Annotated in this window: 21 protein-coding genes and 1 riboswitch; of the genes, 18 read left to right on the top strand and 3 right to left on the bottom strand. The window is 38.7% G+C overall.

Annotated elements, in window-relative coordinates; all coding sequences use genetic code 11:
• Positions 1-16 precede the first annotated feature (16 nt).
• From HZ311_RS04105 to HZ311_RS04040, 14 genes are all read left to right on the top strand, one after another.
• Positions 17-730: a class A sortase gene (locus HZ311_RS04105; protein WP_010734694.1), complete on the top strand. Its 714-nt coding sequence runs from the start codon at positions 17-19 to the stop codon at positions 728-730.
• A gap of 516 nt (positions 731-1,246) precedes the next feature.
• Positions 1,247-2,092, top strand: coding sequence for a BglG family transcription antiterminator LicT (gene licT / locus HZ311_RS04100; protein ID WP_023520149.1), 846 nt, complete (start codon positions 1,247-1,249; stop codon positions 2,090-2,092).
• A gap of 121 nt (positions 2,093-2,213) precedes the next feature.
• On the top strand, positions 2,214-4,085 hold the full coding sequence (locus tag HZ311_RS04095; protein ID WP_023520148.1) for a beta-glucoside-specific PTS transporter subunit IIABC: 1,872 nt from the start codon (positions 2,214-2,216) through the stop codon (positions 4,083-4,085).
• 16 nt (positions 4,086-4,101) lie between these two features.
• Entirely contained in the window at positions 4,102-5,547 is a 1,446-nt protein-coding gene (locus HZ311_RS04090; protein ID WP_010734697.1) for a glycoside hydrolase family 1 protein, read from the top strand.
• Between the two features lie 289 nt (positions 5,548-5,836).
• Positions 5,837-6,538, top strand: a complete 702-nt coding sequence (locus HZ311_RS04085) for a GntR family transcriptional regulator (RefSeq protein ID WP_010734698.1) — start codon at positions 5,837-5,839, stop codon at positions 6,536-6,538.
• 278 nt (positions 6,539-6,816) lie between these two features.
• Positions 6,817-8,157, top strand: a complete 1,341-nt coding sequence (locus HZ311_RS04080) for a PTS sugar transporter subunit IIC (protein ID WP_023520147.1) — start codon at positions 6,817-6,819, stop codon at positions 8,155-8,157.
• 24 nt (positions 8,158-8,181) lie between these two features.
• Positions 8,182-9,270: a DUF871 domain-containing protein gene (locus HZ311_RS04075; RefSeq protein WP_023520146.1), complete on the top strand. Its 1,089-nt coding sequence runs from the start codon at positions 8,182-8,184 to the stop codon at positions 9,268-9,270.
• Positions 9,271-9,279: 9 nt separating this feature from the next.
• The gene (locus HZ311_RS04070; protein WP_010734701.1) at positions 9,280-10,392 is read left to right on the top strand and encodes an amidohydrolase/deacetylase family metallohydrolase; all 1,113 of its coding nucleotides are present in this window, start codon (positions 9,280-9,282) and stop codon (positions 10,390-10,392) included.
• Complete coding sequence (locus HZ311_RS04065) at positions 10,376-11,476, top strand: DgaE family pyridoxal phosphate-dependent ammonia lyase (protein WP_023520145.1); 1,101 nt, start codon at positions 10,376-10,378, stop codon at positions 11,474-11,476. Before HZ311_RS04070 ends, HZ311_RS04065 begins: the two co-directional genes overlap by 17 nt.
• A gap of 5 nt (positions 11,477-11,481) precedes the next feature.
• The gene (dagF, locus tag HZ311_RS04060) at positions 11,482-12,231 is read left to right on the top strand and encodes a 2-dehydro-3-deoxy-phosphogluconate aldolase (RefSeq protein ID WP_023520144.1); all 750 of its coding nucleotides are present in this window, start codon (positions 11,482-11,484) and stop codon (positions 12,229-12,231) included.
• A gap of 2 nt (positions 12,232-12,233) precedes the next feature.
• A complete protein-coding gene (locus HZ311_RS04055; RefSeq protein ID WP_010734704.1) occupies positions 12,234-13,241 on the top strand; it encodes a sugar kinase in 1,008 nt (335 codons plus the stop codon).
• An 832-nt stretch (positions 13,242-14,073) separates the two neighbouring features.
• Complete coding sequence (locus HZ311_RS04050) at positions 14,074-14,649, top strand: LOG family protein (RefSeq protein ID WP_023520143.1); 576 nt, start codon at positions 14,074-14,076, stop codon at positions 14,647-14,649.
• On the top strand, positions 14,649-15,089 hold the full coding sequence (locus tag HZ311_RS04045; RefSeq protein ID WP_010734706.1) for a nucleoside 2-deoxyribosyltransferase: 441 nt from the start codon (positions 14,649-14,651) through the stop codon (positions 15,087-15,089). The genes HZ311_RS04050 and HZ311_RS04045 overlap by 1 nt, the downstream gene beginning before the upstream one ends.
• A gap of 16 nt (positions 15,090-15,105) precedes the next feature.
• Positions 15,106-15,822, top strand: a complete 717-nt coding sequence (locus HZ311_RS04040; RefSeq protein ID WP_010734707.1) for a deoxynucleoside kinase — start codon at positions 15,106-15,108, stop codon at positions 15,820-15,822.
• Positions 15,823-16,003: 181 nt separating this feature from the next.
• On the opposite strand, the gene HZ311_RS04035 is transcribed toward HZ311_RS04040, so the two are convergent.
• Together HZ311_RS04035 and HZ311_RS04030 are read right to left on the bottom strand one after the other, a co-directional pair.
• Complete coding sequence (locus tag HZ311_RS04035) at positions 16,004-16,186, bottom strand: hypothetical protein (protein ID WP_010734708.1); 183 nt, start codon at positions 16,184-16,186, stop codon at positions 16,004-16,006.
• 352 nt (positions 16,187-16,538) lie between these two features.
• A complete protein-coding gene (locus HZ311_RS04030) occupies positions 16,539-16,955 on the bottom strand; it encodes a hypothetical protein (protein ID WP_023520141.1) in 417 nt (138 codons plus the stop codon).
• Positions 16,956-17,259: 304 nt separating this feature from the next.
• On the opposite strand from HZ311_RS04030, the gene HZ311_RS04025 reads away from it, so the two are divergent.
• The 4 genes from HZ311_RS04025 to HZ311_RS04010 all read left to right on the top strand — a co-directional run bounded on the left by HZ311_RS04025 (position 17,260) and on the right by HZ311_RS04010 (position 23,137).
• Entirely contained in the window at positions 17,260-18,654 is a 1,395-nt protein-coding gene (locus HZ311_RS04025; RefSeq protein WP_178946480.1) for a glycoside hydrolase family 1 protein, read from the top strand.
• Positions 18,655-18,846: 192 nt separating this feature from the next.
• Positions 18,847-19,395: a hypothetical protein gene (locus HZ311_RS04020; RefSeq protein ID WP_080674330.1), complete on the top strand. Its 549-nt coding sequence runs from the start codon at positions 18,847-18,849 to the stop codon at positions 19,393-19,395.
• Positions 19,396-19,707: 312 nt separating this feature from the next.
• Positions 19,708-21,786, top strand: coding sequence for an LTA synthase family protein (locus HZ311_RS04015; protein WP_178946479.1), 2,079 nt, complete (start codon positions 19,708-19,710; stop codon positions 21,784-21,786).
• Between the two features lie 484 nt (positions 21,787-22,270).
• A complete protein-coding gene (locus HZ311_RS04010; protein WP_023520138.1) occupies positions 22,271-23,137 on the top strand; it encodes a helix-turn-helix domain-containing protein in 867 nt (288 codons plus the stop codon).
• A gap of 180 nt (positions 23,138-23,317) precedes the next feature.
• Here the strand turns inward: HZ311_RS04010 and ndk are convergent, their stop codons facing one another.
• Positions 23,318-23,752 carry a nucleoside-diphosphate kinase gene (gene ndk / locus HZ311_RS04005; protein ID WP_010734714.1) on the bottom strand — a complete coding sequence of 145 codons (435 nt, stop codon included), beginning with the start codon at positions 23,750-23,752 and terminating at the stop codon, positions 23,318-23,320.
• Between the two features lie 143 nt (positions 23,753-23,895).
• Positions 23,896-24,068: riboswitch (M-box (ykoK) riboswitch) on the top strand.
• Positions 24,069-24,156: the final 88 nt, after the last annotated feature.

The following is a 24,156-nucleotide window of genomic DNA, read 5'->3' as shown; positions in this document are numbered from 1 at the left end:
GGAAGGTGGAAGATACATGAAAAAAAAAGGAAGAGTCAAAAAGTGGCTGGTCAATTTCCTATTGTTTCTACTATTATTAGTAGGATTAGCCTTGATCTTTAATGAACAGATCAAAGATTTTTTTGTTAAAAATACAGGAGATGCGTACGCTATCTCTAATGTGACTCGTGATGATATTGTCAAAAATAATCAAAAAGAGGCAAACTTTGACTTTGATTCAGTTGAATCAATGAGTTCAGAAGCGGTGTTAAGAGCCCAATTGAATCGACCAGATCTACCAGTCATTGGAAGTATCGCCGTCCCATCCGTCTCGATCAATTTGCCGATTTTTAGAGGGTTAGATAATGCAAACTTATTGTACGGTGCCGGAACGTTAGACCCAAATCAAGAAATGGGGAAAGGCAACTATGCCTTAGCAAGTCATCGTGCCAACAATCCGGAATTACTTTTTACTCCATTAGAAAATCTAAACTTAGGGGATAAAATCTATATCGTCGATTTGGAAAACGTCTACACGTATAAAGCGACATTCAAAGAAAAAGTCGACCCTTCAGCAACAGAATTATTGAACATCGAAGAAGGAAAAGAATTGATCACCTTGATCACTTGTGGTGATATGGATGCCATTACACGCCTAGTCGTCCAAGGAGAACTCGAAAGTATCACACCAATGAAAGAAGCCACCCAAGAAATGAAAAACGCCTTTGACATGCCAACGAGAACGTTTTAGAAGAGGTTGTGAGAAAAACGTTTTGATCTGAGCAGTAAGATAGAAAATTGAAAAATAGCTTCTCATATTTTACAATTTTTTAGCTTAGTGATGAAAATCAGTTTTTCGATCACCGTTTATTAGAGGTTGTGAAAAAGCCGTTCAGCTCCAAGTAATAAGGGTCTCCCTGAGAAAATAGTTTTCTATATTTTCTCAGGGAGACCCTTATTTCCGAAGAGGTTACTTCTGTTCCCGCCGTTTATTCGGTTATAGGTGGGGGAGGTGAACGAATGTCCCACTCCTTTTTTGTTACTCTCATCGCATGTATATTGGATTCAGTGTTACAAAATGCTAAAAGTTCTTCTCCTTTTGAAAAAATAAAAACCATGAAAAGGGTTGCATAACGAATGTAATAGTGATATAGTAAATGTAGTTAAACAACGGATTGTTACTGTTCGGCAGGCAAAACCAGAATTCAGCTAGTAATTACGGGCGGGTTCTAGGTTTTTTTATTTTTTAGTTGGGAGGTCGATGTAGATGGTCATAGAAAAAGTCTTGAATAATAATGTCGTCATTTCAAAAAATGAATTAGGCGAAGAAATCATCTGCATGGGAAAAGGTCTTGCTTTTCAAAAAAAATCAGGCGATACGATCTCTGAAGAATCGATCCAAAAAGAATTTGTGTTAAAAGATTCTTTTACTACGCATCAGTTCCAACAATTGATGGCAGATGTCCCATTAGAAGAGGTCGAGCTGGTGAAGCAGATCGTCGACCTTGCCGAAGAACAACTAAACATCCAATTATCGCCAAACATCTATTTGACACTGACCGATCATATCCATTATGCGATCAGTCGAGCAAAGGAAAACATCGAATTACCGAATCCTTTATTATTTGAAACAAAAAAGTTTTATCCTAAAGAATATCGAGCAGCCAAACAAGCCCTTCAACTTGTTGAAGAAAAGCTTGGTGTGACCTTACCAATGGATGAAGCAGGCTTCATAGCCTTTCATTTCGTCAATAGTGAACAAGGAAATGGCGACATGCAAGTAACGATGGCGGCAACGAAAATGGTGCGAGATATCCTAAGTATCATCAGTAAATTTTTCGGCATCGCCTTTGACGAAGATTCCTTGAATTATCAACGAATCATCACACATTTACAATTTTTCACACAACGATACTTAAAAGATGAAGCTTCGGATGAGAAAGATGAATTTCTTTATGCGCTTGTCCAAGGAAAATATCCAAAAGCGTTTCGCTGTGTGGAACGGATCAATGAATACCTGATACAAACACAACAAAAAGAGATGGGACCAGGGGAACAAATCTACCTGACGATCCACATCCAACGTGTAGTAACAGAAAAACAAACCCAATGATAAGGATTGTTACTGGATCAAGCAGGCAAAACCTAGATTGAAAATATGGACACGTCTCATCACGTGACCGTTTTTTCAATCTAGGTTTTTTATTTTTATCAAAAAGAAAGAAGGAAAGAATATGGATAATCAAGCAGTAGGACGGAGAGTCTGGGAAGCCGTAGGTGGAGAAAAAAATGTCAATAGTTTAGTGCATTGTGCGACAAGATTACGTTTCAAATTGAAAGATGAATCGATTGCCGACACTCAGAAATTAAAAAATGATCCAGATGTCATCCAAGTCGTTCAAAGTGGCGGACAATACCAAGTCGTGATCGGCAGTAATGTGTCTGATGTCTATCAAGCAATTGTGGATGAACAAGGCTTGGGCGAAGGGGTAAGTTCAGAAAGTGAGGATACAAGTAAAAATCCTTTGAATCGCTTGATCGATATTATTTCAAGTATTTTCACCCCGTTCTTAGGTGCTATGGCAGCTGCTGGGATATTGAAAGGTTTCTTATCACTGGCGACAGTTCTCGGTTGGTTGGCAGCAGATAGTGGTACTTACCAAATCTTGTTTGCAGCAGCAGATGGAGTCTTTACTTTCCTACCAGTGATGTTGGCCTTTACAGCCGCAAAGAAATTCAAGACCAATCAATTTTTGTCCGTAGCAATCGCGATGGCATTAGTTTATCCAACAATCACGCAATTAGCAGGATCAGGTGTTGCAGTTGATTTCTTTGGTCTTCCAGTGATCTTATCTCAATCAGGCTATACTTCTTCTGTTATTCCAATCATCTTAGCGGTTTGGGTACAAAGTAAGTTTGAGCCACTTGTGAAGAAAGTTATTCCACAATTTTTACAAATGATTTTTGTGCCAATGATCGTCTTGTTAGTCATGGTGCCTTTGACTTTCTTAGTATTAGGGCCAATTGGGACCGTTATCGGTAATGCCTTAGGTGGGTTGTTCAATTCGATTTATAGCTTTAGTCCATTAGTTGCTGGGGTCATCATGGGTAGCATGTGGCAAGTATTAGTGATGTTTGGGATGCACTGGGGCTTTGTGCCAATCATCTTCTTGAATATCGAACAATATGGCTTTGATGTTTTGATGCCAATGCTTTTACCAGCAATTTTGGCACAAGGTGGTGCAGCATTAGGTGTGGCTTTACGTACGAAAGATTCAAAATTACGCTCATTAGGGATCTCTTCAATGATCACTTCGTTCTTTGGAATCACTGAACCGACTGTTTACGGTGTGACTTTACCTTTGAAAAAACCATTTATCGTTGCCTGTATTTCCGGTGGGATCGGTGGAGGAATCATCGGGTTTGCTGGCGTAAAAGCATTCTCTAGTGGTTTGATCAGTTTACTGACCATCCCAACATTTATTAGTACCGATCCAGCGCTTGAATCAAGTGTAACTATGGCGATCATCGGTACAGCAGTTGCTTTTGTTCTTGGGTTTGTCGGTACTTACTTGATTGGTTTTGATGAAGAAGTTCAAGATGAAAAATTAGAAGCAACAGAAACAACCACAGGGGATACGATCAGCACAGCACGTCACAATTTGAAAAGTCCATTGACTGGAAAAGTCTTACCACTGACAGAAGTACCAGATAAAGTCTTCTCTTCTGGGGCAATGGGAAAAGGGATTGCGATTGATCCTGAGAAGGGGGAATTAGTTGCTCCGGCAGATGGCGAAATCACGACGATTTTCCCAACAGGTCATGCAGTAGGTTTGACAACCACAGATGGTGTAGAGATTTTGATGCATATCGGGATGGATACTGTCGAATTAAATGGTGAAGGATTTGCAACATTTGTCAAACAAGGAGACAAAGTAAAAGCAGGGGACTTGCTTGTCCGCTTTGATATTGAGAAAATAAAAGCAGCAGGCTATAGCGTGATCACCCCTGTGGTCGTAACGAATACCGATCACTTTGCAGATGTGTTAGAACTTGATCAACAAGAAATTATTGCTAATGAAGATTTTCTGGCAATTGTAAAATAAAAGGAGGAAAACAAACATGACAGCACGATTCAAAAAAGACTTTTTATGGGGTGGCGCAACAGCCGCCAATCAATTAGAAGGTGCTTTCGACCGCGATGGGAAAGGCTTATCTGTCGCCGATGCAATGCCTGGTGGTAAACAACGTTTTGCAATCATCGGGAGTGAAGAATTTGATTGGACGATCGATGAGGAGAAATACCTTTATCCGAATCATCGTGGAATCGAACATTACGATCACTTCAAAGAAGATATTGCTTTATTTGCAGAAATGGGCTTTAAAAGTTATCGTTTCTCCATTGCTTGGACACGAATTTTCCCTCAAGGTGATGAGCAAACACCAAATGAAGCGGGCTTAGCTTTTTATGATGAACTGATCGATACGTGCTTGAGCTATGATATCGAGCCAGTCATTACGATTTCTCATTATGAAATGCCATTGCATTTAGCAAAAGAATACGGTGGGTGGAAAAATCGTCAGTTGATAGAGTTTTATGAACGTTTTGCTCGTACAGTGTTAGAACGTTACAGCAGCAAAGTGAAATATTGGATGACATTCAATGAAATCAATTCAGCTTTCCATTTCCCAGCATTGAGTCAAGGATTGGTCAAAAGCAATGGCGCAAGTGACTACCAAAATATTTTCCAAGCATGGCATAATCAGTTTGTCGCTAGCAGTAAAGCGGTGAAGATCGCACATGATTTGCGTTCGGATATCCAAGTAGGCTGTATGATCATTTATGCAACGACCTATAGTATTGATGCAAATCCGATCAATCAAGTGGCTACATTGATCCAAAATCAAGAGTTCAACTTCTTCTGTACAGATGTGCAAGTTCGTGGCGAATATCCAGCCTATACAGCACGTACGTATAAGAAATATGGAGTTGACGTCGCAAAACTAGAACAAACAGAAGAAGATTTCCAATTATTAAAAGAGTATCCAGTAGATTATATCGGGTTTAGTTACTATATGTCATCAGCTATCGATGAAACCAATCCAGATGCCGATACATCGAATGGAAACCTACTAGGCGGCGTGAAGAATCCATTCCTTGAAGCAAGTGAGTGGGGCTGGCAAATCGACCCTGAAGGATTGCGCGTGGCGTTGAATGAATTATATAACCGCTATGAAAAACCACTGTTTATTGTTGAAAATGGCTTGGGTGCGATCGATAAAGTGGAAGAAGATGGCTCAATCAATGATGATTATCGTATCGATTACTTGCGTCGTCATATCGAAGCAATGGCTGAGGCAGTTGCTGATGGGGTCGATTTGATGGGCTACACACCATGGGGCTGTATCGATTTAGTCAGCGCATCTACAGGGGAAATGAGTAAACGCTATGGATTTATTTATGTCGACCTTGATGATGAAGGAAATGGGACGTTAGCACGTACCAAGAAAAAATCTTTTGACTGGTACAAGGCAGTCATTAAAACGAACGGCGAAGAATTAGGATAAATAACGACTGGGCCATTTTTATAGAAAGGCCTTTCACCACAAAATTCCTTACAAATTTAATGATTATTTGAAATTTCTGATAAAATTCTCCTTGTTTTTATAATCGGTAATTATGTTATTAAAACAAGGATATAACAAAGGTACGAAAAAAGTAGGGTAATAAGCTTAGACGTTTTGTTATGTCTAAGCTTATTATTTGTACATAGGTAGACCAATTATCAACATTTCTATTCTTTTTTTTGTTTATTTATGTTATTCTTTTACTAACATAAAGGTGAAAGGTGAAGCTATGAAAAGAACGCGTGTTTTATATTTAGAAGTAGCAGACAAGATCAAAGAGGATATTTTTTCAGGAAAGTATCCGGTGGGGAGTATGTTACCGACTGAAAATGAGTTAGAAGAATTGTTCCAAGTGAGTAAAATCACTGTGCGAAAAGCCATCGAGTTATTAGCTACAGATGAATATGTCGAAAAGAAAAGTGGTCGGGGAACGACAGTATTAAGCAATCGTCCTTACAATCGTTTATCTAAAGCCGAAAGTTTTACTCAGATCTTAAAAGATTCCCAATATGAGGTTCGCAAAGAAACGATTGGTTTAGAAAAAATCAGTATCAAAAAAGATCATCCATTATATTCGATGTTTGGTTCAGCTGCGGTATGCTTCAAGCGTTTATACTATTTAAATGACCAACCATATATCTATTTTGTTCACTATTTACCAAAAGACATGAATAAAATGAAACAAAAAGAATTTGATAAAGAATCTTTGTACCGATTGCTCACACAGAATAATCACATTATCGACTCTTTTTCAGATGACTTTTCTGCCACGTTTTTAACAGATGAAGAAAAAGCACTATTAAAGACGACTTCAGAAATCGGGATCAAGCGTGTACGTCGATCAACGACGGAAGATCGAGAAGTGGTCGAGTATTCAGAGGCAATTTATCATACGGATCTACATCCTTATCATATCAACTACGAAACATAGACAATCGCAATGAGGTCGGGGCAGAAGTGTGTAACCTCGAGAAATAAGGCGTCATCCATGAAAATTGTTCTTCAAATTTTTGTGGATGGCGCCTTGTTTCTCGAAGAGGTTACTTCTGTTCACGCCGTTTATTCGGTTTCAGGAGGTGGGAGAGGCTGGGTGTCTCAGTCTCTTTTTGTCAGAATAATCATATATTTTAATGAAAATGTTTACATTATATCGTTGATATGTTATCTTTTATTTAAACATTATAATGTTTAAATGAGGGGGAGTAATAAATGGATAAATTTGTAGGGTTGATCGAACAAAAAATCATGCCTGTTGCGAATCGGATTGGTACACAGCGTCACATGACAGCGATTCGAAAAGGAATCATTGCGACAATGCCATTAACGATCGTTGGTTCATTTTTTACGATATTATTGAACATCCCGATTGCGTCGGTCGCAGCAGTCATTGAACCATATCGGGCAATTTTAGATATCCCATTTCGATATACAGTGGGGATCTTAGCTTTATATGCCACATTTGGGATTGCCTCTTCATTAGCAAAGAGCTATCGTTTAGATTCATTAACTGCTGGTATTTTAGCTTTGATGTCCTTTCTGATCGTAGCTGCGCCACCAACTCAAGTGTTGGAAGATCTTGAAGGGATAACCGCTGGACGCTATATCAATATTGCAAATCTTGGTTCAGGTTCTTTGTTTGGGGCAATCGTAACAGCGATTTTGACTGTAGAGATCTATCGTTTCTTTATTGAAAAGAAAATCACGATAAAAATGCCAGATGGTGTGCCGCCAGAAGTGACGAATTCTTTTGTCGCATTGATCCCAGGAGCAGTGATCTTGATTTTCTTTTGGGTCATCCGTCATTTGCTTGGCTTTGACTTGAATGGTTTCTTGAGTCAATTGTTGATGCCACTTAAAGGCGTGTTAGCAGGGAACAGTTTATTTGGTGGACTACTTACGGTTTTCTTGATTTGTTTCTTCTGGGTATTAGGGATTCATGGACCAGCTATCATGGGACCGGTGATTCGTCCGTTTTGGGATATCTCGATTGCTGAAAATATCGACGCATTCAATGCAGGAACCAATGCACATGATATGCCAAATATCTTTACAGAACAATTTTTACAATGGTTTGTCTGGATCGGTGGGGCAGGTACGACCCTTGCATTAGTCGTACTGTTCATGTTTTCCAAATCCAAGTATCTGAAAAGCTTAGGACGTCTGTCGATCCTTCCCGGTTTATTCAATATCAATGAACCAATGATTTTTGGTGCACCGATCGTCATGAACCCAGTATTAGGCATCCCATTTATTGTCGCACCCTTAGTAACGACAACAATTTCTTATGTCCTTACGGTAAGTGGTTTAGTGCCAATGATGGTGGCAAGGCTGCCTTTCGCGATACCAGCGCCATTTGCGGCTTGGATGAGTACCAATTGGAGTGTCGCTGCGGGTGTCTTAGTCGTGTTCAACTTCTTTATCACTTTGGCGATCTATTATCCATTCTTCAAAGTATTTGAGAAACAACAGTTGGCACAGGAGAAAGCAGAACAAGCAGAACAAGCAGAACAAGCCTCTGTCCAGATCACAGATGGTATCACGAACGAGTAAATAGAAAAGAAAGCAGGCGTTAATATGAAACGTTCACTAGGAATCTCTCTTTATCCTGATCATAGCAATCCGCAAGAAGATCGTGCCTATCTCGAAATGGCACATAAATATGGGTTTACTCGAATTTTTATGAGCATGTTAGAAGTGACTGAGGAAACAGAACAAATCAAACAGAAATTTCAACAATTGATCGAATATGCTTCATCACTTGGCTTTGAAACGATTTTAGATGTCGCACCATCGATTTTCGAACAGTTGAACATTTCTTATGATGACATGAGTTTTTTTCATGAACTAGGTGCAGATGGGATTCGTTTAGATTTAGGCTTTGATGGCAGAAAAGAAGCGCTACTGACTTACAATCCTTACCAGTTAGCAATTGAATTGAATATGAGTAATGATGTGGCCTATTTAGAAAATATTTTGAGCCACCAAGCGAATACCCCGTTTTTATACGGGTGTCATAATTTTTATCCTCAAGCAGGAACTGGACTTCCTTATGAATTTTTTGAAACGTGCAGTTGCCGATTTAAACGCCAAGGCATCCGTACCGCCGCTTTTATTACCTCTCAAACGGGAACAATCGGCCCTTGGGATGTAAACGATGGCTTACCAACATTGGAAATGCATCGTCAGTTAGGTGTCGTTCCAGCGGCTAAACATTTATTTGCGACTAATCTTATCGATGATGTCATTATCGGCAATGCGTATGCTTCAGAAGAAGAGTTGCAAGCGTTAGGTACAGTTGATCGATACCAAACTGTTTTTGCTATTGAGTTTCTTCCTCAGACCCATGAAGTCGAACGAGGAATCGTTTTGAACGAACAACACGTTCGCAGAGGAGATATTACGTCGCAAGTGATCCGTTCAACAGAAGTGAGAAAAACGTATCAAGCAGATGCTAATCCTCCTCATGACAATGAAGAAACGTTTCAAGTGGGTGATGTCGTCATTGGAAATGATTCTTTTGGGAAATACAAGAATGAGTTACAGATCGTATTAACGCCACATCAAGATCCAAGAAAAAATAAAGTGGGTGCCATTGTGGCGGATGAACAACTGTTACTATCCTTCGTCCACCCTTGGTCAAAATTCAAATTTAAAGAAAAGTAGGCGTTTGTCATGTTTGATTTAATTATAAGAAACAGTCAGGAGTTAGGCAAAGAACCTGTTGATATCGGTGTGAAGAACGGCAAGATCGTCTTGATCAGTAAGCATATCGAAGAATCTGGGAAACAAGAACTGGTACTTTCAGATGAACAGTATCTCTCCGCAGGGTGGATCGATGATCATGTCCATTGTTTTGAAGAAATGACATTATATTACGACTATCCCGATGAAATCGGTGTGGATAAAGGGGTAACCACGGTCATCGATGCTGGAACGACAGGTGCGGAGAACATCCATACATTTTATGAACATGCAAAGCAAGCAAAGACAAATGTTTTTGCTTTATTGAATATTTCAAAATGGGGGATTGTGGAACAAGATGAGTTGGCAGATTTATCAAAAATCCAAACAGATCTGGTTCATCAAAAACTAACAGAATTGCCTGATTTTATTGTAGGGCTAAAAGCTCGGATGAGTAAAACAGTCGTGGGTAAAAATGGGATTACGCCTTTAAAGTTAGCAAAAGAAATCCAAAAGCAAAATGCTGGATTAACATTAATGGTCCATATCGGTTCTGCGCCTCCACGTTTAGATGAAATTTTAGCGCATATGGGAAAGAATGATGTGATGACTCATTGCTTCAATGGAAAGCCTAATGGCATCATTGATCCAGCGACCAATGAAATCAAATCCTTCGTCAAAAAAGCCATTGCTGATGGTGTGGTGTTCGACATCGGACATGGGACTGATAGTTTCAATTTTGATGTGGCAGAAACTGCGCTCCATGCGGGAATCAAAGCCGATTCGATCAGCACAGATATCTATATCAGAAATCGTAAAAATGGTCCGGTATATGATTTAGCAACGACGATGGAGAAACTCTACGTTGTCGGTTATTCTTGGAAAGAAATCCTTGAAAAAGTGACCAGCGCACCAGCGAGACAGTTCAACCTAGCGACAAAAGGCAACATCAAAGAAGGCTTTGATGCAGACTTTACGATTTATAAGTTTCTCGATCAAGAAAAACAATTGATGGATTCGAATGGCAATACACGAACGACCACACAGCAAATCATCCCTGTAAGCGTTATTATTGGAGGTGTCAGTTATGACTGTGAATCATGAGAAATTTGGCTTGAATGAAGTGATCAATGCTTCTGGTCGAATGACGATCTTAGGCGTGTCCACCTTGAGCGAATCGGTGTTAGAAGCCCAGCGTTTTGGGGGCGAACATTTTTTTGAAATGGCTGAATTGATGAAGAAAACCGGTGCATACTTGGCAAAACAATTAGAAGTAGACGATGTTCAAATCGTTTCTTCCGCATCTGCTGGAATCGCTCAATCCGTTGCTGCGGTGATCGGTCAAGGATCGATGTACCATGTGCATCACCCTTATGACGAAACGATCAAACGCAGAGAAATCATTTTACCAAAAGGTCACAATGTCGATTACGGTGTGCCAGTGGAATTAATGATCCAACAAGGAGGTGGGCATGTCATTGAGGCAGGGTATGCCAACCAATGTACACCTGACCACATCGAGGCGATGATCACCGAGCAAACAGCAGGTATTTTGTACATCAAAAGTCATCATACCGTACAGAAAAGTATGTTGGATGTGGCAGAAGCGGTAAAAGTGGCTAATCACTACGAACTGCCTTTGATCGTTGATGCAGCAGCCGAAGAAGACTTACTGAAATATACCGCATTGGGCGCTGATCTAGTGATCTATTCAGGTGCCAAAGCGATTGAAGGTCCAAGTGCAGGGATGGTGATTGGTAAAGATCCGCTCGTTTCTTGGGTTCGTCTGCAATCACAAGGCATTGGTCGATCAATGAAGATCGGCAAAGAAAATGTTTTAGGCTTTGTCCAAGCAGTCGATGATTATTTGATACATGGTAGTGAATCAGGTGAATCGATGAAAAAAAGAGTTCAACCATTTGTCGAAGCACTGGAAAAGTTGCCAGGTATCAAGGCTAAAGTCGTCCAAGATCCAGCTGGGCGAGAAATCTATCGTGCCAGCATCCAAGTCGTTATAGGCTCTGCCAGGACGATCATCGAGCAGCTAAAAGCAAAAGCCCCAGTCATTTATACCAGAGAGTACCAAGCGAACAATGGGATCATTGAGTTCGATATTCGCTCAGTGACGCAAAAAGAGATGGAACAGATCATCCAACGTTTAAATGAAATCTTACAACCAAAGGAGTAATCATGATGTCATTGACCCCAAATTATCTTGAAGATAGAATCTGTTTGAATGTGCTAGCCAATTCTGTCGAAAATGCAAAAGAATGTTATGAAGCAGCCAAAGGGCATATCCTACTAGGTGTTTTATCTAAAAATTATCCGAGTGATGATGCAGCTATCACAGACATGAAAAAATACCAAGAAGCAACAAATAACGCCTTATCGATCGGCTTAGGTGCCGGCGATCCAAAACAAAGCCAGATGGTGACTCGCTTGGCGAAAGTATTACAACCCCAACATGTCAACCAAGTTTTCACAGGTGTTGGCGCTTCTCGTGCGGTCTTAGGACAGTCAGACACGATCGTCAATGGTTTAGTTTCTCCAACTGGAAAAGAAGGATACGTCAATCTTGCCACTGGTCCTTTAAGTAGCCAAGGCCCTGCTGCGATGGTACCGATCGAAACAGCTATTCGTTTGTTACAGGATATGGGTGGAAGCTCGATCAAATATTTTCCAATGAAGGGATTGGCGCATAAGAAAGAATATGAAGCTGTTGCAGCAGCTTGTGCAGCGTTTGATTTTTATTTAGAGCCAACAGGTGGAATCGATTTGACGAATTTTGAAGAAATCGTTCAGATCGCATTAGATGCAGGAGTCAAAAAAATCATCCCCCACGTCTATAGTTCGATCATTGATCCAGAGACAGGTGACACTCGACCACAGGAAGTCCGTCAGTTGTTGGAAATGATGAAAAAATTAGTGAAAACAGGTGAGTGACCATGAAAATCGGTGCATTTGGTGAAGTGATGTTGAGGCTGACACCTCCTGAATATCTGATGTTGGAACAAACACACACTTTGCGTATGGCTTATACTGGAACAGGTGTGAATCTAGTTGGTAATCTAGCACATTTTGGATTGGAAAGTTACTTGTTGACGGCACTACCAGCCAATCGTTTGGGAGATGCAGCGTTAGCTAATTTGAAGAGTTTAGGCATCAATACCTCCTATGTCATTCAAAAAGAACAACATATCGGTACTTATTTTGCTGAGATGGGCTATGGGATCAGACCAACAGAAATCACCTATCAAAATCGTAAAAACAGTTCTTTTGGCTTAGCTACAGTGGCTGATTATGCCATCGAGGACTTTATCGAAACAGTTGATTTAGTCCACATCTGTGGCATCAGTTTGAGTTTGAATGAGCATTCAGCGGAAGTGGCGCTTGCTGTAGCAAAAACAGCGCATAGGAAAGGAAAAAAAGTTTGTTTTGATTTTAATTTTCGTCCGAGTCTAAACCAAGAGCCAGATAAAAAAAGAGTGATGAAGGAACGTTATCAAGAAATACTGCCCTATTGCACGGTCATCTTTGGTTCTGTTCGTGATTTGTCTGAATTATTAGAGAGGCCGATCGACCTTTCCAGTCGTTCTGCCAAGATTCGTTCGTTCCAAGAATTTTTAAGTGATTACCAAATTGACTGGTTTGCTGGTACGACACGGCAATCAACCAGTGAAAAGAAACAACTAAGTGGCTATCTGATGACTTCGACAGAATGGATCGAAACAGAAGCTTATCCACTGGATAGTTTAGATCGTATCGGAGCAGGTGATGCCTTTGCTGCGGGGATTTTATTAGGCTATAGTGAGGAATGGTCATTGGATCGAACCGTCCAATTTGCTTTAGGTAATTCACGCTTAGCCCACACGATCCAAGGGGATGTGCCACTGACGACCAGAAAGCAAGTGGACCAATTATTGACGCATCCAACGATTGATTTAAATCGATAAAATAAGTTATACAAAAAAATGGGCGAAAAATGGTACAGTTTTTCGTAGCTTTTCAGATTCGCTTGACTCTCCATCTGGGAATCAGTATCATAAATGGCAGATAGAAACAGTCAAATAAAAAAGGCCCCCCAATTTTTAGTGGCAGCTAAAAATTGAGGGCTTGAGTAGTCAACGCATTGACCAATCAAGTTTGCCATAGTCAATGGAAACCATCGACCGAGTTCATTGTATCGAATCTTAAAAGAGATTGCTAGGTTTTTTGTCGATTAAATGAATAAAATGTATGGGCTTTTATTTACTGTGCCAAAAGAGGAGGGACAATCGTTCCCTCTTCTTTTTTTGTCCAACACGTATACCCAAGGACGATTGATCAGAAGTAAGATCGAAAGAATAAGTAATGATCCACAACATCGTTTATCGCTTTTTCCGAACCCTTATCAATGATCAAGGCAAGTCATGCGTACTGACCTCAGCCATGTTTTGACTGTTTTCTATCTTCTAACGGATCAGCCATTGAGAATTTGTTGATCGATACAAATAAAAATAACAAAAGAAATAAAATAGATTTCTTTCTTCAACAGAAGTCAAATGTTATTCGCAAGAAAGTCGAAAGAAAGAGAATATCACAAAGTAAGACCATACGTTTTTTTAGTTTTTAGTTATTTAAAAAATAGTATTAAAACATAATCTATTGAAATGCTATCCTAAGACAAAACACTATATATAGTGTTTTTTATTTTGCATAACACTAAAATACAACTAAATCTAGTCTTTTATTTTAAAAAAACAAGAGTAGAATAAAGGTAGATCGATTAGTAAGGATGTGTTTTTTTTGAAGTTGACTATTTTTTGTGGTTCACGTTTTGGACAAGATCAGAAGTATATTCTGTTAGCTGAAACGATTGGAAAATATATGGCAGAAAAACAAATTGAATTGGTTTATGGTGGCTCAGATTCGGGTATCATGGGTGTTTTTAGTCGCACGATCTTACAAAATGGCGGACAAGTAACAGGTATTTATCCAGTCGGGCTGTTTTCTGAAGAATTACCAAAAACAGATGTGACGACGTTTATACCAACAGAAACGATCGATAAACGTAAGGAACTATTATTCGAAAAAGGGGAAGCAGTGCTGGTTTTTCCTGGAGGACTAGGTACACTTGAAGAATTTTCGCAGCTACTCTCCTGGATGGCGATCGGCTTGGTACCAGAAAAACCAATTGGTATCCTTGATGTTCATGGGTATTATTCAGGATTGAAAGAATTGATTAGGAATTTTGCAAGAGAAGGATTTATGGCTGAGAAATGGCTCAATCATCTTTATTTTTCAAATGATCCTTTTGAGCTGATCGATCAATTATGTGCAACAGAAAAACAAACGAAATCAATGATGCAGGAGATTAAATAATGAGTTATATTTATTTAGCAGGACCTTTCTTTTCAGATGAACAAATCGAGCGGATTGCTCAGGTTGAAACGGCATTGACTGCCAATCCAACGGTGGATAGTTTCTACTCACCAAGACACCATCAACACAGTAATTATGAGATGTTTAGTAGCGGATGGGCGCAAGAAGTCTACGAGAGAGACATGAAAGAACTTGCCTCGGCAGAACAAGTTGTAGCAATCCTAGACTTTGAACATCAGACGATCGATCCTGGCACTGCCTATGAATTAGGCGTCGCCACGATGATGGACAAACCGATCATCATTTTTCAAGAAGAAACGGTACCTACTAATTTGATGATCACCCAAAGTTTACATTCATATGTAAAAACGTTCGAAGCGATCCAAGCATATGATTTTAAGATGTTACCCAAAAGTGCTTATAAAGGCGAATATTTATAGAATGAGAAGGGATTAGATGTCAGTGATATTGATTTCAGGAACAATTGGCGCAGGAAAGAGTAGTTTGACCGATATGCTTGCCAAAAAGATTGATTCAACACCATTTTATGAAAATGTAGAGGACAACGAGGTACTACCTTTGTTTTACTCTAATCCAGAGCAATATGCGTTTTTATTACAAATCTTTTTTTTGAATAAACGATTTTTAGCTATGAAAAATGCACTGAACCATGATGATAACGTATTGGACCGTTCAATTTATGAAGACAGTTTATTGTTTCATCTAAATGCTGATTTAGGTCGTGTGTCAGATATTGAAGTCCAACAATACGATAACCTCTTAGATACGATGCTTCATGAATTAGATGATGTTGCACCTAAAAAAAGACCCGATCTACTCGTGCATATCAAAGTCTCTCTTGATACGATGTTGGCACGAATCAAAAAACGTGGACGAGACTATGAACAATTGGATAGTGATGAAACGCTCTATCAGTATTACCGCTCGTTAAATGAACGATATGATCAATGGTACGAAGACTTTGATGTTTGTCCAAAAATCCAAATAGATGGTGATGCCTTTGATTTTGTTGAAAGACCTGAAGATGCACAAGTCGTGATTGAGCAGATTCAAGCAAAATTGGCTGAATTAGAAGAACAGCAGTCTGGAAGTTATTATACTGACAATCAACATGCTAAAGGGCAGCAATTAGATTCGTCTGGTGCTATGTAAGGCGAGACAAAAGCAAAATTCACTGATTGTTTTCAACCTGTAACTGAATAAACGATGGAGATAGAAGTTCTCTCTTAAAAAAATAAGGCAACAACTACAAAAAGTGGAAGAATGATTTTTGTAGTTGTCGCCTTATTTTTAGAGACTAAACATTTCTGTTCCGCGCTCTTTTTTTGTATTTTTAACTATTTGTTTCTTTGTTCGACTCTTCTCGGCTTGTAAAAAACTCAAAAGGTTGATTCGAACCCTCGATCATTTTATGGCAATGGTCACAAAAATTGGCTCTTCCTTGGTCGTTGATCTCTGTGTGTACATTTTGATTCGTCGTACAGGTACAGTAATCTTGAGTATTTGCTGTCTGCATATTCTTTCTCCTTAGTATATCAAGTGCTTCTTTACTATAGCAGAAACACAGGATAGAAACAAAATTAATTAAGAAAACTTAGAATTTTTAGTGATGAGCATGTATCAGAAAATTGACTCATCATTGTGAGCTTTCATAGTGAAAAACGGCTAAAAGATGCACGATCTAATGAAAAGAAACATGAGTGGGAAAGCATATTTTAAAACTGAATAAACGTCGAAATAGCAGTAACCGCTTCGAAAAATAAGGCACCATCCACAAAAATTAGGAAAACAATTTTCGTGGATGACGCCTTATTTTTCGAGATGAAACATTTCTGTCTCGACTGCTACTTTTATGTTATGCACTCAAACTATAACGTATAGATATTACCTTCATCATCTTCTATACGAAAATTACCGATTTTTCTAAAATGAAAAGTCTGAGTCGAACCGTCTTTTTTACCAACGATCGTATACTCCTCATTTTCAGTTGTGATCTTGACATCGGTTAACACGATTTTCTCTGGAGACGTGCTTGCTGTATCAGTTTCAGACTCAGCATATGTTCGTGTCCATTCCATCGTGTCGTCTTTAAATTTGATCTCTGCATTGGCAAGGTCCATGTTTTTTCGGACCTTCAGTGTATAGGTGCTATTTGTTATATCAGATTTATCCGCCTGAAAAGTGGTCGTATTCGTTGTTTCTTCCGTTGAGTGATTTGATTGATTACAGCCAGAAAAAGCGAATAAGGCAAAAATCAACGTAAAGTAAATCAATGTTTTTTTCAAAATAATGCCCCCAGTAGATTGGATAAAGTGATTATACCATTGAATCCAGCAACATGAAATAAATGGCTACAAAAAGTAAGTTTTTGAAGCGATTGATGTTTTAGAGTGGTTCCAGGAGAAGTTTGCTGGGAAGTAAAGTAAACATTTTTAGTCTTATTGGTTCGATTTTATTATTTATCCTAATTGGTCTAGTCTTTTTGGAGGAAACGGTTTATAATAATGGTTGTAAGCGGAGAAAACGTTTGCTGTATTGAGATGTGCGACATAAAAAAACATAAATGAAAAGAATCAACGAGGTGCAAAAATGACAACATATCAATTTCCAGAAAAATTTTGGTGGGGTTCTGCAGCAAGTGGACCACAAACAGAAGGTCGGGTACCTGGCGATCATAAAGGAGACAATATTTTCGATTATTGGTTTTCCAAAGAGCCAGAAAAATTCTTTGATCAAGTCGGTCCGGAAAAAGCGTCGCAAGTCTATACAAAATATAAAGAAGACGTTCAGTTGATGAAACAAACCGGACATAATTCATTTCGGACATCTATTCAATGGAGTCGCTTGATTCCAGATGATACAGGTGCAGTCAATCCCCAAGCAGTCGCATTTTATAATAGTTATTTTGATGAACTGATTGCACATGGTATTGAGCCATTTGTTAACTTGTATCATTTCGATATGCCGATGTACCTTCAAGAAAAAGGTGGTTGGTTCGCCCGTGAAACTGTCGAAGCTTATGAAACGTATGCCAAAACTTGTTTTGAATTATTTGGAACGAAGGTAAAAAAATGGTTCACGCATAATGAACCAATCGTTCCTGTCGAAGCTGGTTATTTATATCGTTGGCATTATCCTGAAGAGTCGGATATGAAAAAAGCAGTTCAAGTTGGCTATCACGAGGCATTATCTTCTGCGTTAGCTATCAAAGCCTATCATGAAACAAAACAAGACGGTAAAATCGGGATCATCTTAAATTTAACACCTAGTTATCCAAGAAATGAGAACGATCCTGCCGATGTGAAAGCTGCGCAAATCGCCGATGCCTTTTTCAATCGCTCATTTTTAGATCCCGCTGTTAAAGGAGAATTTCCACAAGAATTGATCGAGATCGTAACTGAGCTAGAGATTCTTCCGGACATACAGGAAGAAGATCTAGCAATTATCAAAAATAATACGGTGGATCTTTTAGGAATCAATTATTATCAGCCACGCCGTGTCAAAGCTAAAGAAACAGCAATCGATACAACAAATGGCCCAATGCCCGAAGATTACTTTGATAACTATGAAATGCCAGGACGTAAAATGAATCCTTATCGTGGGTGGGAGATTTATGAAAAAGGTATTTACGATATCTTGATCAATGTTCGAGACAACTACGGCAACATCGACTGTTTTATCTCAGAAAACGGTATGGGTGTTGAAAATGAAGCCCGCTTTATTGAAGCTGACGGAATGATCCATGATGATTATCGCATCGAATTTGTCCAAGAACACTTAAAATATGTGCATCAAGCAATCGAAGAAGGTGCGAACTGCTTAGGCTATCACATGTGGACGTGTATGGATAACTGGTCATGGACGAATGCGTATAAAAATCGCTATGGCTTTATTTCAGTCGATCTAGCTGATGGCAAACGGACGATCAAAAAATCTGGCTACTGGTTCAAAGAAGTAGCTGATACAAATAGTTTTTCTGTTTGATTAGAAATTTGTTCTTTTTTGAAATTTTTTAATTTAAAAAATGATCCCGAGATTCACAATGATCTCGGGATTTTCACTTTCCTACATCATCGATATGCGTTATTTTTTATTTTTTTCTTTAATTTCTTCGCTTAAAGTTTCATTTTTTGTATATAATAGATTAGGTAAATTTGAATGGGAGTGGAAGAAGGTATGCGAAAAAAAAGGCCTTTTCTTCTCTTTTGGTTAATTGGCTTTTTTATAATACTTATGTTATCCGCAGTATTTTCTGGTAAAATGACCGCTGATCTTGCGCACAAAGAACCAGAAACAACCATTGCAAATAAAGCTTCAGTAGATGAATTCAAAAAAGAATTTTCAACCTATTGGTGGGCGGACTACGAAGTTGTAGCGAACTATGAAAAGGGAGAATTAGAGATTTATCTGCCAAAAGACAAGGAAAAAAATCAATTCATCAATGTCAATGATGTATTAAGTGCCATTTCAATCAGGCAAGTCCAACACGGGGACAAGCACTTGAGCGTGCTGCTTTTGACCGAAGATAAACAGAAAGTCGCACGGTTAAAAAATGGAAAGGTATCTTCTAGTTATTCTGAAAAAGTAGACCCAGAGATGGTCAATCAACGCTTGACTGAATGGCGGAAGACGACAGAAGAAATCCAAGAAATAACTGAAACCACCACCTCTTCATCCGAAGAGACGTCCAATACGACTAATTCTAGTGTAGTAACTGGACCGTAACAGCAACAAGCGCATAAACAAGTGAAAAAAGTTCAAATTTTCTAACATAAAAATATTGAGATCAGCTAGTTGAAGAGTTGGGGCAAGAAATGTTCAGCTCTGATCAATAAGGCGGAATCTAGGCAAATTAAGACAATTAGCCTAGATTCCGCCTTATTTTCGAAGCAGTTACTTTCCGGAAAGCAGAAAAGCAACGATAGAACACCAGTTATTAATTTATAAAAAAGAGTAAAAAAACAGATTTTTTTAGCAAAAACTAAATGTTTAGGAGCAAAATAGACAGGAACAATAATTTAGAGAGAAGTGGTGACTTTGACACAACTAAAAAAAATTGGCCAACATCAAGTACTCATCGTTTTGATTGCTGGCTTTTTCTTTTGGATGAAAACGATTTTTGCCTACTATACTGATTTTTCTTTAGGCGTAGAAGGAAGCATCCAAACGTTTATTTTATGGATCAATCCAATAGCGACAACGCTATTGTTTTTTGGGATTTCTTTGTATTTTAAGAAAGTCAGAACAAGTTTGATCGTTTTATTTATCATCGATTTTTTAAACACGTTATTGCTATATTTGAATATTATTTTCTATCGTGAGTTCACAGATTTCATTACCGTTAAATCAGCACTAGGTTTCTTCAAGGTTTCCCAGGGATTGTCTGGTAGCTCTTTTTCTTTGATGAAGCCTCATGATATCCTTTATTGGATCGATATCGCCGTCTTTGCTTTTCTGCTGATTCGCGTATTTATAAAAAAAGTACCATTGAAAGCACCCCCTGTGCGTAAGCCAGTGGCGGTTGCGGTGACTTGTTTGTCTGCGTTGATCTTTTCTGGCAATCTGGCAATGAGTGAAGCGAATCGCCCTCAATTATTGCAACGGACATTCGATCGTTCTTATATTGTCAAATATCTTGGACTTGATGCCTATACGATTTATGATGGGATAAAAACAGGGATCACTAGCAGTGTCAGAGCGCATGCAAGCAGCAATGGCTTAGATGAAGTCCTCGATTACACCAAATCTCATTACGCTGTTCCTGATCCAGAGATGTTTGGACTTGCAAAAGGAAGAAATGTGATCGTATTGCATTTGGAAAGTTTTCAACAATTTTTGATCAATATGAAAGTAGATGGACAAGAAGTCACTCCTTTTTTAAATAGTCTCTTTACCGATCAGGGAACAATCAGTTTTGATAACTTTTTCCATGAAGTTGGACAAGGGAAAACCAGTGATGCTGAGAACATGTTGGAAACCGGGACGTTTGGGTTACCCCAAGGTTCGTTGTTTACAGAATTAGGTTCAGATAATGTGTTCCAAGCTGCTCCAGCCATCTTGGATCAGACACAAGGCTATACCAGTGCGGTTTTTCATGGAAATGTCGGTAGTTTCTGGAATCGTGATCATGTATACAAAAATCTAGGGTATGATAATTTCTTTGATCGCTCATATTTCGATGATTCAGATGAGATGCTTGGCTATGGTATTTTAGATAAAAATCTATTTCGAGAATCCGCAAACTATCTCGAACATTTGCAACAACCATTTTATGCGAAGTTTCTTTCTGTCACGAATCACACCCCTTATTATACAGATGACAAAAACTTTGATTTTCCTTCGTTAAATACAGGAAATAGTACCGTTGATAATTATGTGCGAACGGCCCATTATTTAGATCAGTCGCTCAAACAGTTCTTTACTTATTTGAAAGCTTCTGGGATTTATGACCATTCGATGTTCGTGATTTACGGGGATCATTTTGGTATCTCAAATACGGACAATAAAGACCTTGCTTCAGCACTAGGAAAAGATCCAGAAACATGGGGCGATTTTGATAATGCGCAGATGCAAAGAGTACCGCTGATGTTCCATATTCCAGGTTATACAAAAGGAACAGTCAAACATGAGTATGGTGGTGAAATCGATGTTTTACCAACTTTACTCCATTTATTAGGAATCGAGGACAAAAATTATATCCATTTTGGTACAGATTTACTTTCACCTCAACATGATCAAGTCGTGGCATTCAGAAATGGGAATTTTGTCGCGCCGGATTACACCGTATTAGGTGGAAAAATCTATGATACGAAAACAGGGGCATTACTTGAAGAAAACCAAGCAGCGGAACAAAAAGTCGCACAAGAACAAAATCAGGTAAAAACAGCTTTGAGTCTTTCTGATAAACTCAATCAAGAAAATCTTTTGCGATTCTATGTGCCAAATGGATTTACGACGATCGATCCTGCAAAGTATGACTATAAGAATCAAGTGCAACGGAACCAACAAATTGAAAAAGAAAAAGGTGCAGCCTCAACAAGTGTCTATTCTAAAAATCATGATCAAACAACAACCAATCTATACCCTGCAGAGGATGGATCGGCGGACAAACCATAGACATGGCTAGATGTCGGTGAAGGAGCAAGCTATCTGAAGGCTTCTTTCACAACCTATGATAAACGGTGTTCGAAAGCCAGCTCCTTCAATATTAAGTCAAAACTTGAAAAAATATAGAAAGCTATTTCCTCAAGTTTCGTCTTAATATTCGGAGCTGAACGGCTTTCTCACAACCTGGATCAACGGTGTTCAAGTAGCTGACCTTCAACACTAAACAGAAAAATCAAAAAATATGAGGAACTATTTTCTGCCTTTTCATCTTACTGTTCAGGTCAAAGCGCTTCTTTCACAACCTTACTAAACTTCTAAAAAGTTGTAATTTCACTTTTTAGAAGTTTTTTTATTGTTCTTCAAATATTTTTTTTATTTATGCGTACTTAATTAGTGAATGCAATAAATATTTCGATAGTTATTTCTCTTTTTCGGTTGTTGTTCTGACGAAGAGGATCTTATTGGAAAATGCACACACTAAAGGAGGCGTATTATGCACGATGGAGAATTGATCAAAAAATTACGGGTAAGTCGCAAGTTGACACAGTCACAATTGGCAGAAGGGATATGTTCAAAAACTTCGCTTGTGGGGATCGAGAATCGTACGATCAAAAAAATTTCTTTTTTAACACTGATGGCATTTCTTGATCGGTTGAATATCACACTTACTGAATACGAATCGCTACGAAATCAAGTGGAAGAACCACGGAAAACGAGAAAAACACGTAATCTTTTGAATAAAGTTCAGGAGGATGATTTTGATCCCTACAAAGAAATTGCCGACAATCGCAAGCAATTTAAGCGAACGGCTGATCTTTACTATCTCGTACTGAATATACATATGTATTGGAAATCAAGTGTGAAGCCAGATATCCAATTGGAATTTTTGGGATATGAGATACGAATGATCGAAGATTACTTTATGAAACTGGAAGAATTTGGTCGATATGAACTAGACTTATTAGCAGAGTTCCCCTTTATTTTCAGCGATTCCTTTATCGAAAACAATTATTTGAAAATTAAAAAACGAATGCGTAAAGCAATGAAGTCAGGTTATGATCAGTGTTTGTTTCTTTTTTTAAAGAATTTGACTATCTATTATATCGACAAAAAAAGATATAAAAAAGCACGAAGCATCAATGAAGATATGTATCGTTGTTTAGGTTTGAAATCAAAGACAGCAGTCATTTACGAGAATTTGATGTCCGATTATTATCGTCGATTGATCGCCACCGCATTAGGGGAACCCATCAAAAAAGAGGAGTTTGAGTCATTATTTGCAGTGATCGAGTATACCTTAGGCAAAGAAGAGCGAGATGAATTAGAAGAAAAACTATTGTCTATCCAAGCACAACGCTAGAGATTTGCTGAAAGCGGCTATTTAGTGGGCATTTGACTTAATACAAAAGGAAAACCAGTCCCTCTAGTATTGAGTCAATCCTCTCACTAAACGTGTGGAGCATGACCTCTAACAGAAGGACTGGCATATCAATAAGATGATCAAAAATTTATGCACTCAAAAAGTCAGTGAGCAAAAAATTTATTTTTTCGCATCTTCTACTTTCTTTGTATCGAATGGCGGAAAGAAACGTGTGATCTCAGTATTGGCTGCATCTCGTGAATCCGAAGCGTGAATGATATTTTCTGTACCAGGTAAGGCAAAATCGCCTCTGATCGTCCCAGGAACGGCATCCGCTGCTTTTGTTGCACCGACCATTTTGCGTACGAGATCGATCACATCTTCACCTGTTAATACCAGATAGACGACTGGACCAGAAGTCATATAGTCGATCAAGTCATCGAAAAAGCTTCGATTAGATAGATGTTGATAGTGTTCTTTTGCTAGTTTTTCAGTCATCGTCGCGAATTTCATTTCAGCGATTGCGAATCCTTTTTCTTCAAAACGCTGGATGATTCGGCCAATCAAATGACGTCTTACCCCATCAGGTTTGATAATAACAAGTGTACGTTCCATATCCTTCACTCCGATCTGTTGTGATAGGTTCATTATACCTAGAGAAAGAAAACATGACAAACGAATCCCTTAGAGTTTCAATTTTTTTGAAAATGTGTTTGACATTCCAGCCAATAGTTGTTACATTAGGTGAGGGAAAACTGAATAAGATTTGTTAGGTGAGGCTCCTATACAAACATAGGCTACTGCCCAAAAATGTCGAGAGACGCCAATGGGTAGAACAGGAATTGTCGAGATAAGGCTTTTCATAAGGTAGCTAAAAGCGCTTTTGCTTTTTACGTTGTATAGTGCCAAAACTCAACGAGTAGATCATCCATGCTTTTTTTTGTGCACTTTTTTGACCTTTCGCTGAGTTTTGGCGAAAGGTTTTTTGTTTCTCACCAATCTGTTTTTTCAAATAAAAA

Origin of the sequence: Enterococcus mundtii (genome assembly GCF_013394305.1) — a bacterium.
GTDB classification, from domain to species: domain Bacteria; phylum Bacillota; class Bacilli; order Lactobacillales; family Enterococcaceae; genus Enterococcus_B; species Enterococcus_B pernyi.
The sequence above is the reverse complement of the archived record's forward strand: the minus strand, read 5'-3'. Positions and strand labels throughout refer to the sequence as shown.

Bases quoted from the DNA above. Each gene is read 5' to 3' on its own strand.
- HZ311_RS04105 (WP_010734694.1), top strand. From the start codon at position 17: ATGAAAAAAAAAGGAAGAGTCAAAAAGTGGCTGGTCAATTTCCTATTG.
- licT (WP_023520149.1), top strand. From the start codon at position 1,247: ATGGTCATAGAAAAAGTCTTGAATAATAATGTCGTCATTTCAAAAAAT.
- HZ311_RS04095 (WP_023520148.1), top strand. From the start codon at position 2,214: ATGGATAATCAAGCAGTAGGACGGAGAGTCTGGGAAGCCGTAGGTGGA.
- HZ311_RS04090 (WP_010734697.1), top strand. From the start codon at position 4,102: ATGACAGCACGATTCAAAAAAGACTTTTTATGGGGTGGCGCAACAGCC.
- HZ311_RS04085 (WP_010734698.1), top strand. From the start codon at position 5,837: ATGAAAAGAACGCGTGTTTTATATTTAGAAGTAGCAGACAAGATCAAA.
- HZ311_RS04080 (WP_023520147.1), top strand. From the start codon at position 6,817: ATGGATAAATTTGTAGGGTTGATCGAACAAAAAATCATGCCTGTTGCG.
- HZ311_RS04075 (WP_023520146.1), top strand. From the start codon at position 8,182: ATGAAACGTTCACTAGGAATCTCTCTTTATCCTGATCATAGCAATCCG.
- HZ311_RS04070 (WP_010734701.1), top strand. From the start codon at position 9,280: ATGTTTGATTTAATTATAAGAAACAGTCAGGAGTTAGGCAAAGAACCT.
- HZ311_RS04065 (WP_023520145.1), top strand. From the start codon at position 10,376: ATGACTGTGAATCATGAGAAATTTGGCTTGAATGAAGTGATCAATGCT.
- dagF (WP_023520144.1), top strand. From the start codon at position 11,482: ATGTCATTGACCCCAAATTATCTTGAAGATAGAATCTGTTTGAATGTG.
- HZ311_RS04055 (WP_010734704.1), top strand. From the start codon at position 12,234: ATGAAAATCGGTGCATTTGGTGAAGTGATGTTGAGGCTGACACCTCCT.
- HZ311_RS04045 (WP_010734706.1), top strand. From the start codon at position 14,649: ATGAGTTATATTTATTTAGCAGGACCTTTCTTTTCAGATGAACAAATC.
- HZ311_RS04040 (WP_010734707.1), top strand. From the start codon at position 15,106: ATGTCAGTGATATTGATTTCAGGAACAATTGGCGCAGGAAAGAGTAGT.
- HZ311_RS04035 (WP_010734708.1), bottom strand. From the start codon at position 16,186: ATGCAGACAGCAAATACTCAAGATTACTGTACCTGTACGACGAATCAA.
- HZ311_RS04025 (WP_178946480.1), top strand. From the start codon at position 17,260: ATGACAACATATCAATTTCCAGAAAAATTTTGGTGGGGTTCTGCAGCA.
- HZ311_RS04020 (WP_080674330.1), top strand. From the start codon at position 18,847: ATGCGAAAAAAAAGGCCTTTTCTTCTCTTTTGGTTAATTGGCTTTTTT.
- HZ311_RS04010 (WP_023520138.1), top strand. From the start codon at position 22,271: ATGCACGATGGAGAATTGATCAAAAAATTACGGGTAAGTCGCAAGTTG.
- ndk (WP_010734714.1), bottom strand. From the start codon at position 23,752: ATGGAACGTACACTTGTTATTATCAAACCTGATGGGGTAAGACGTCAT.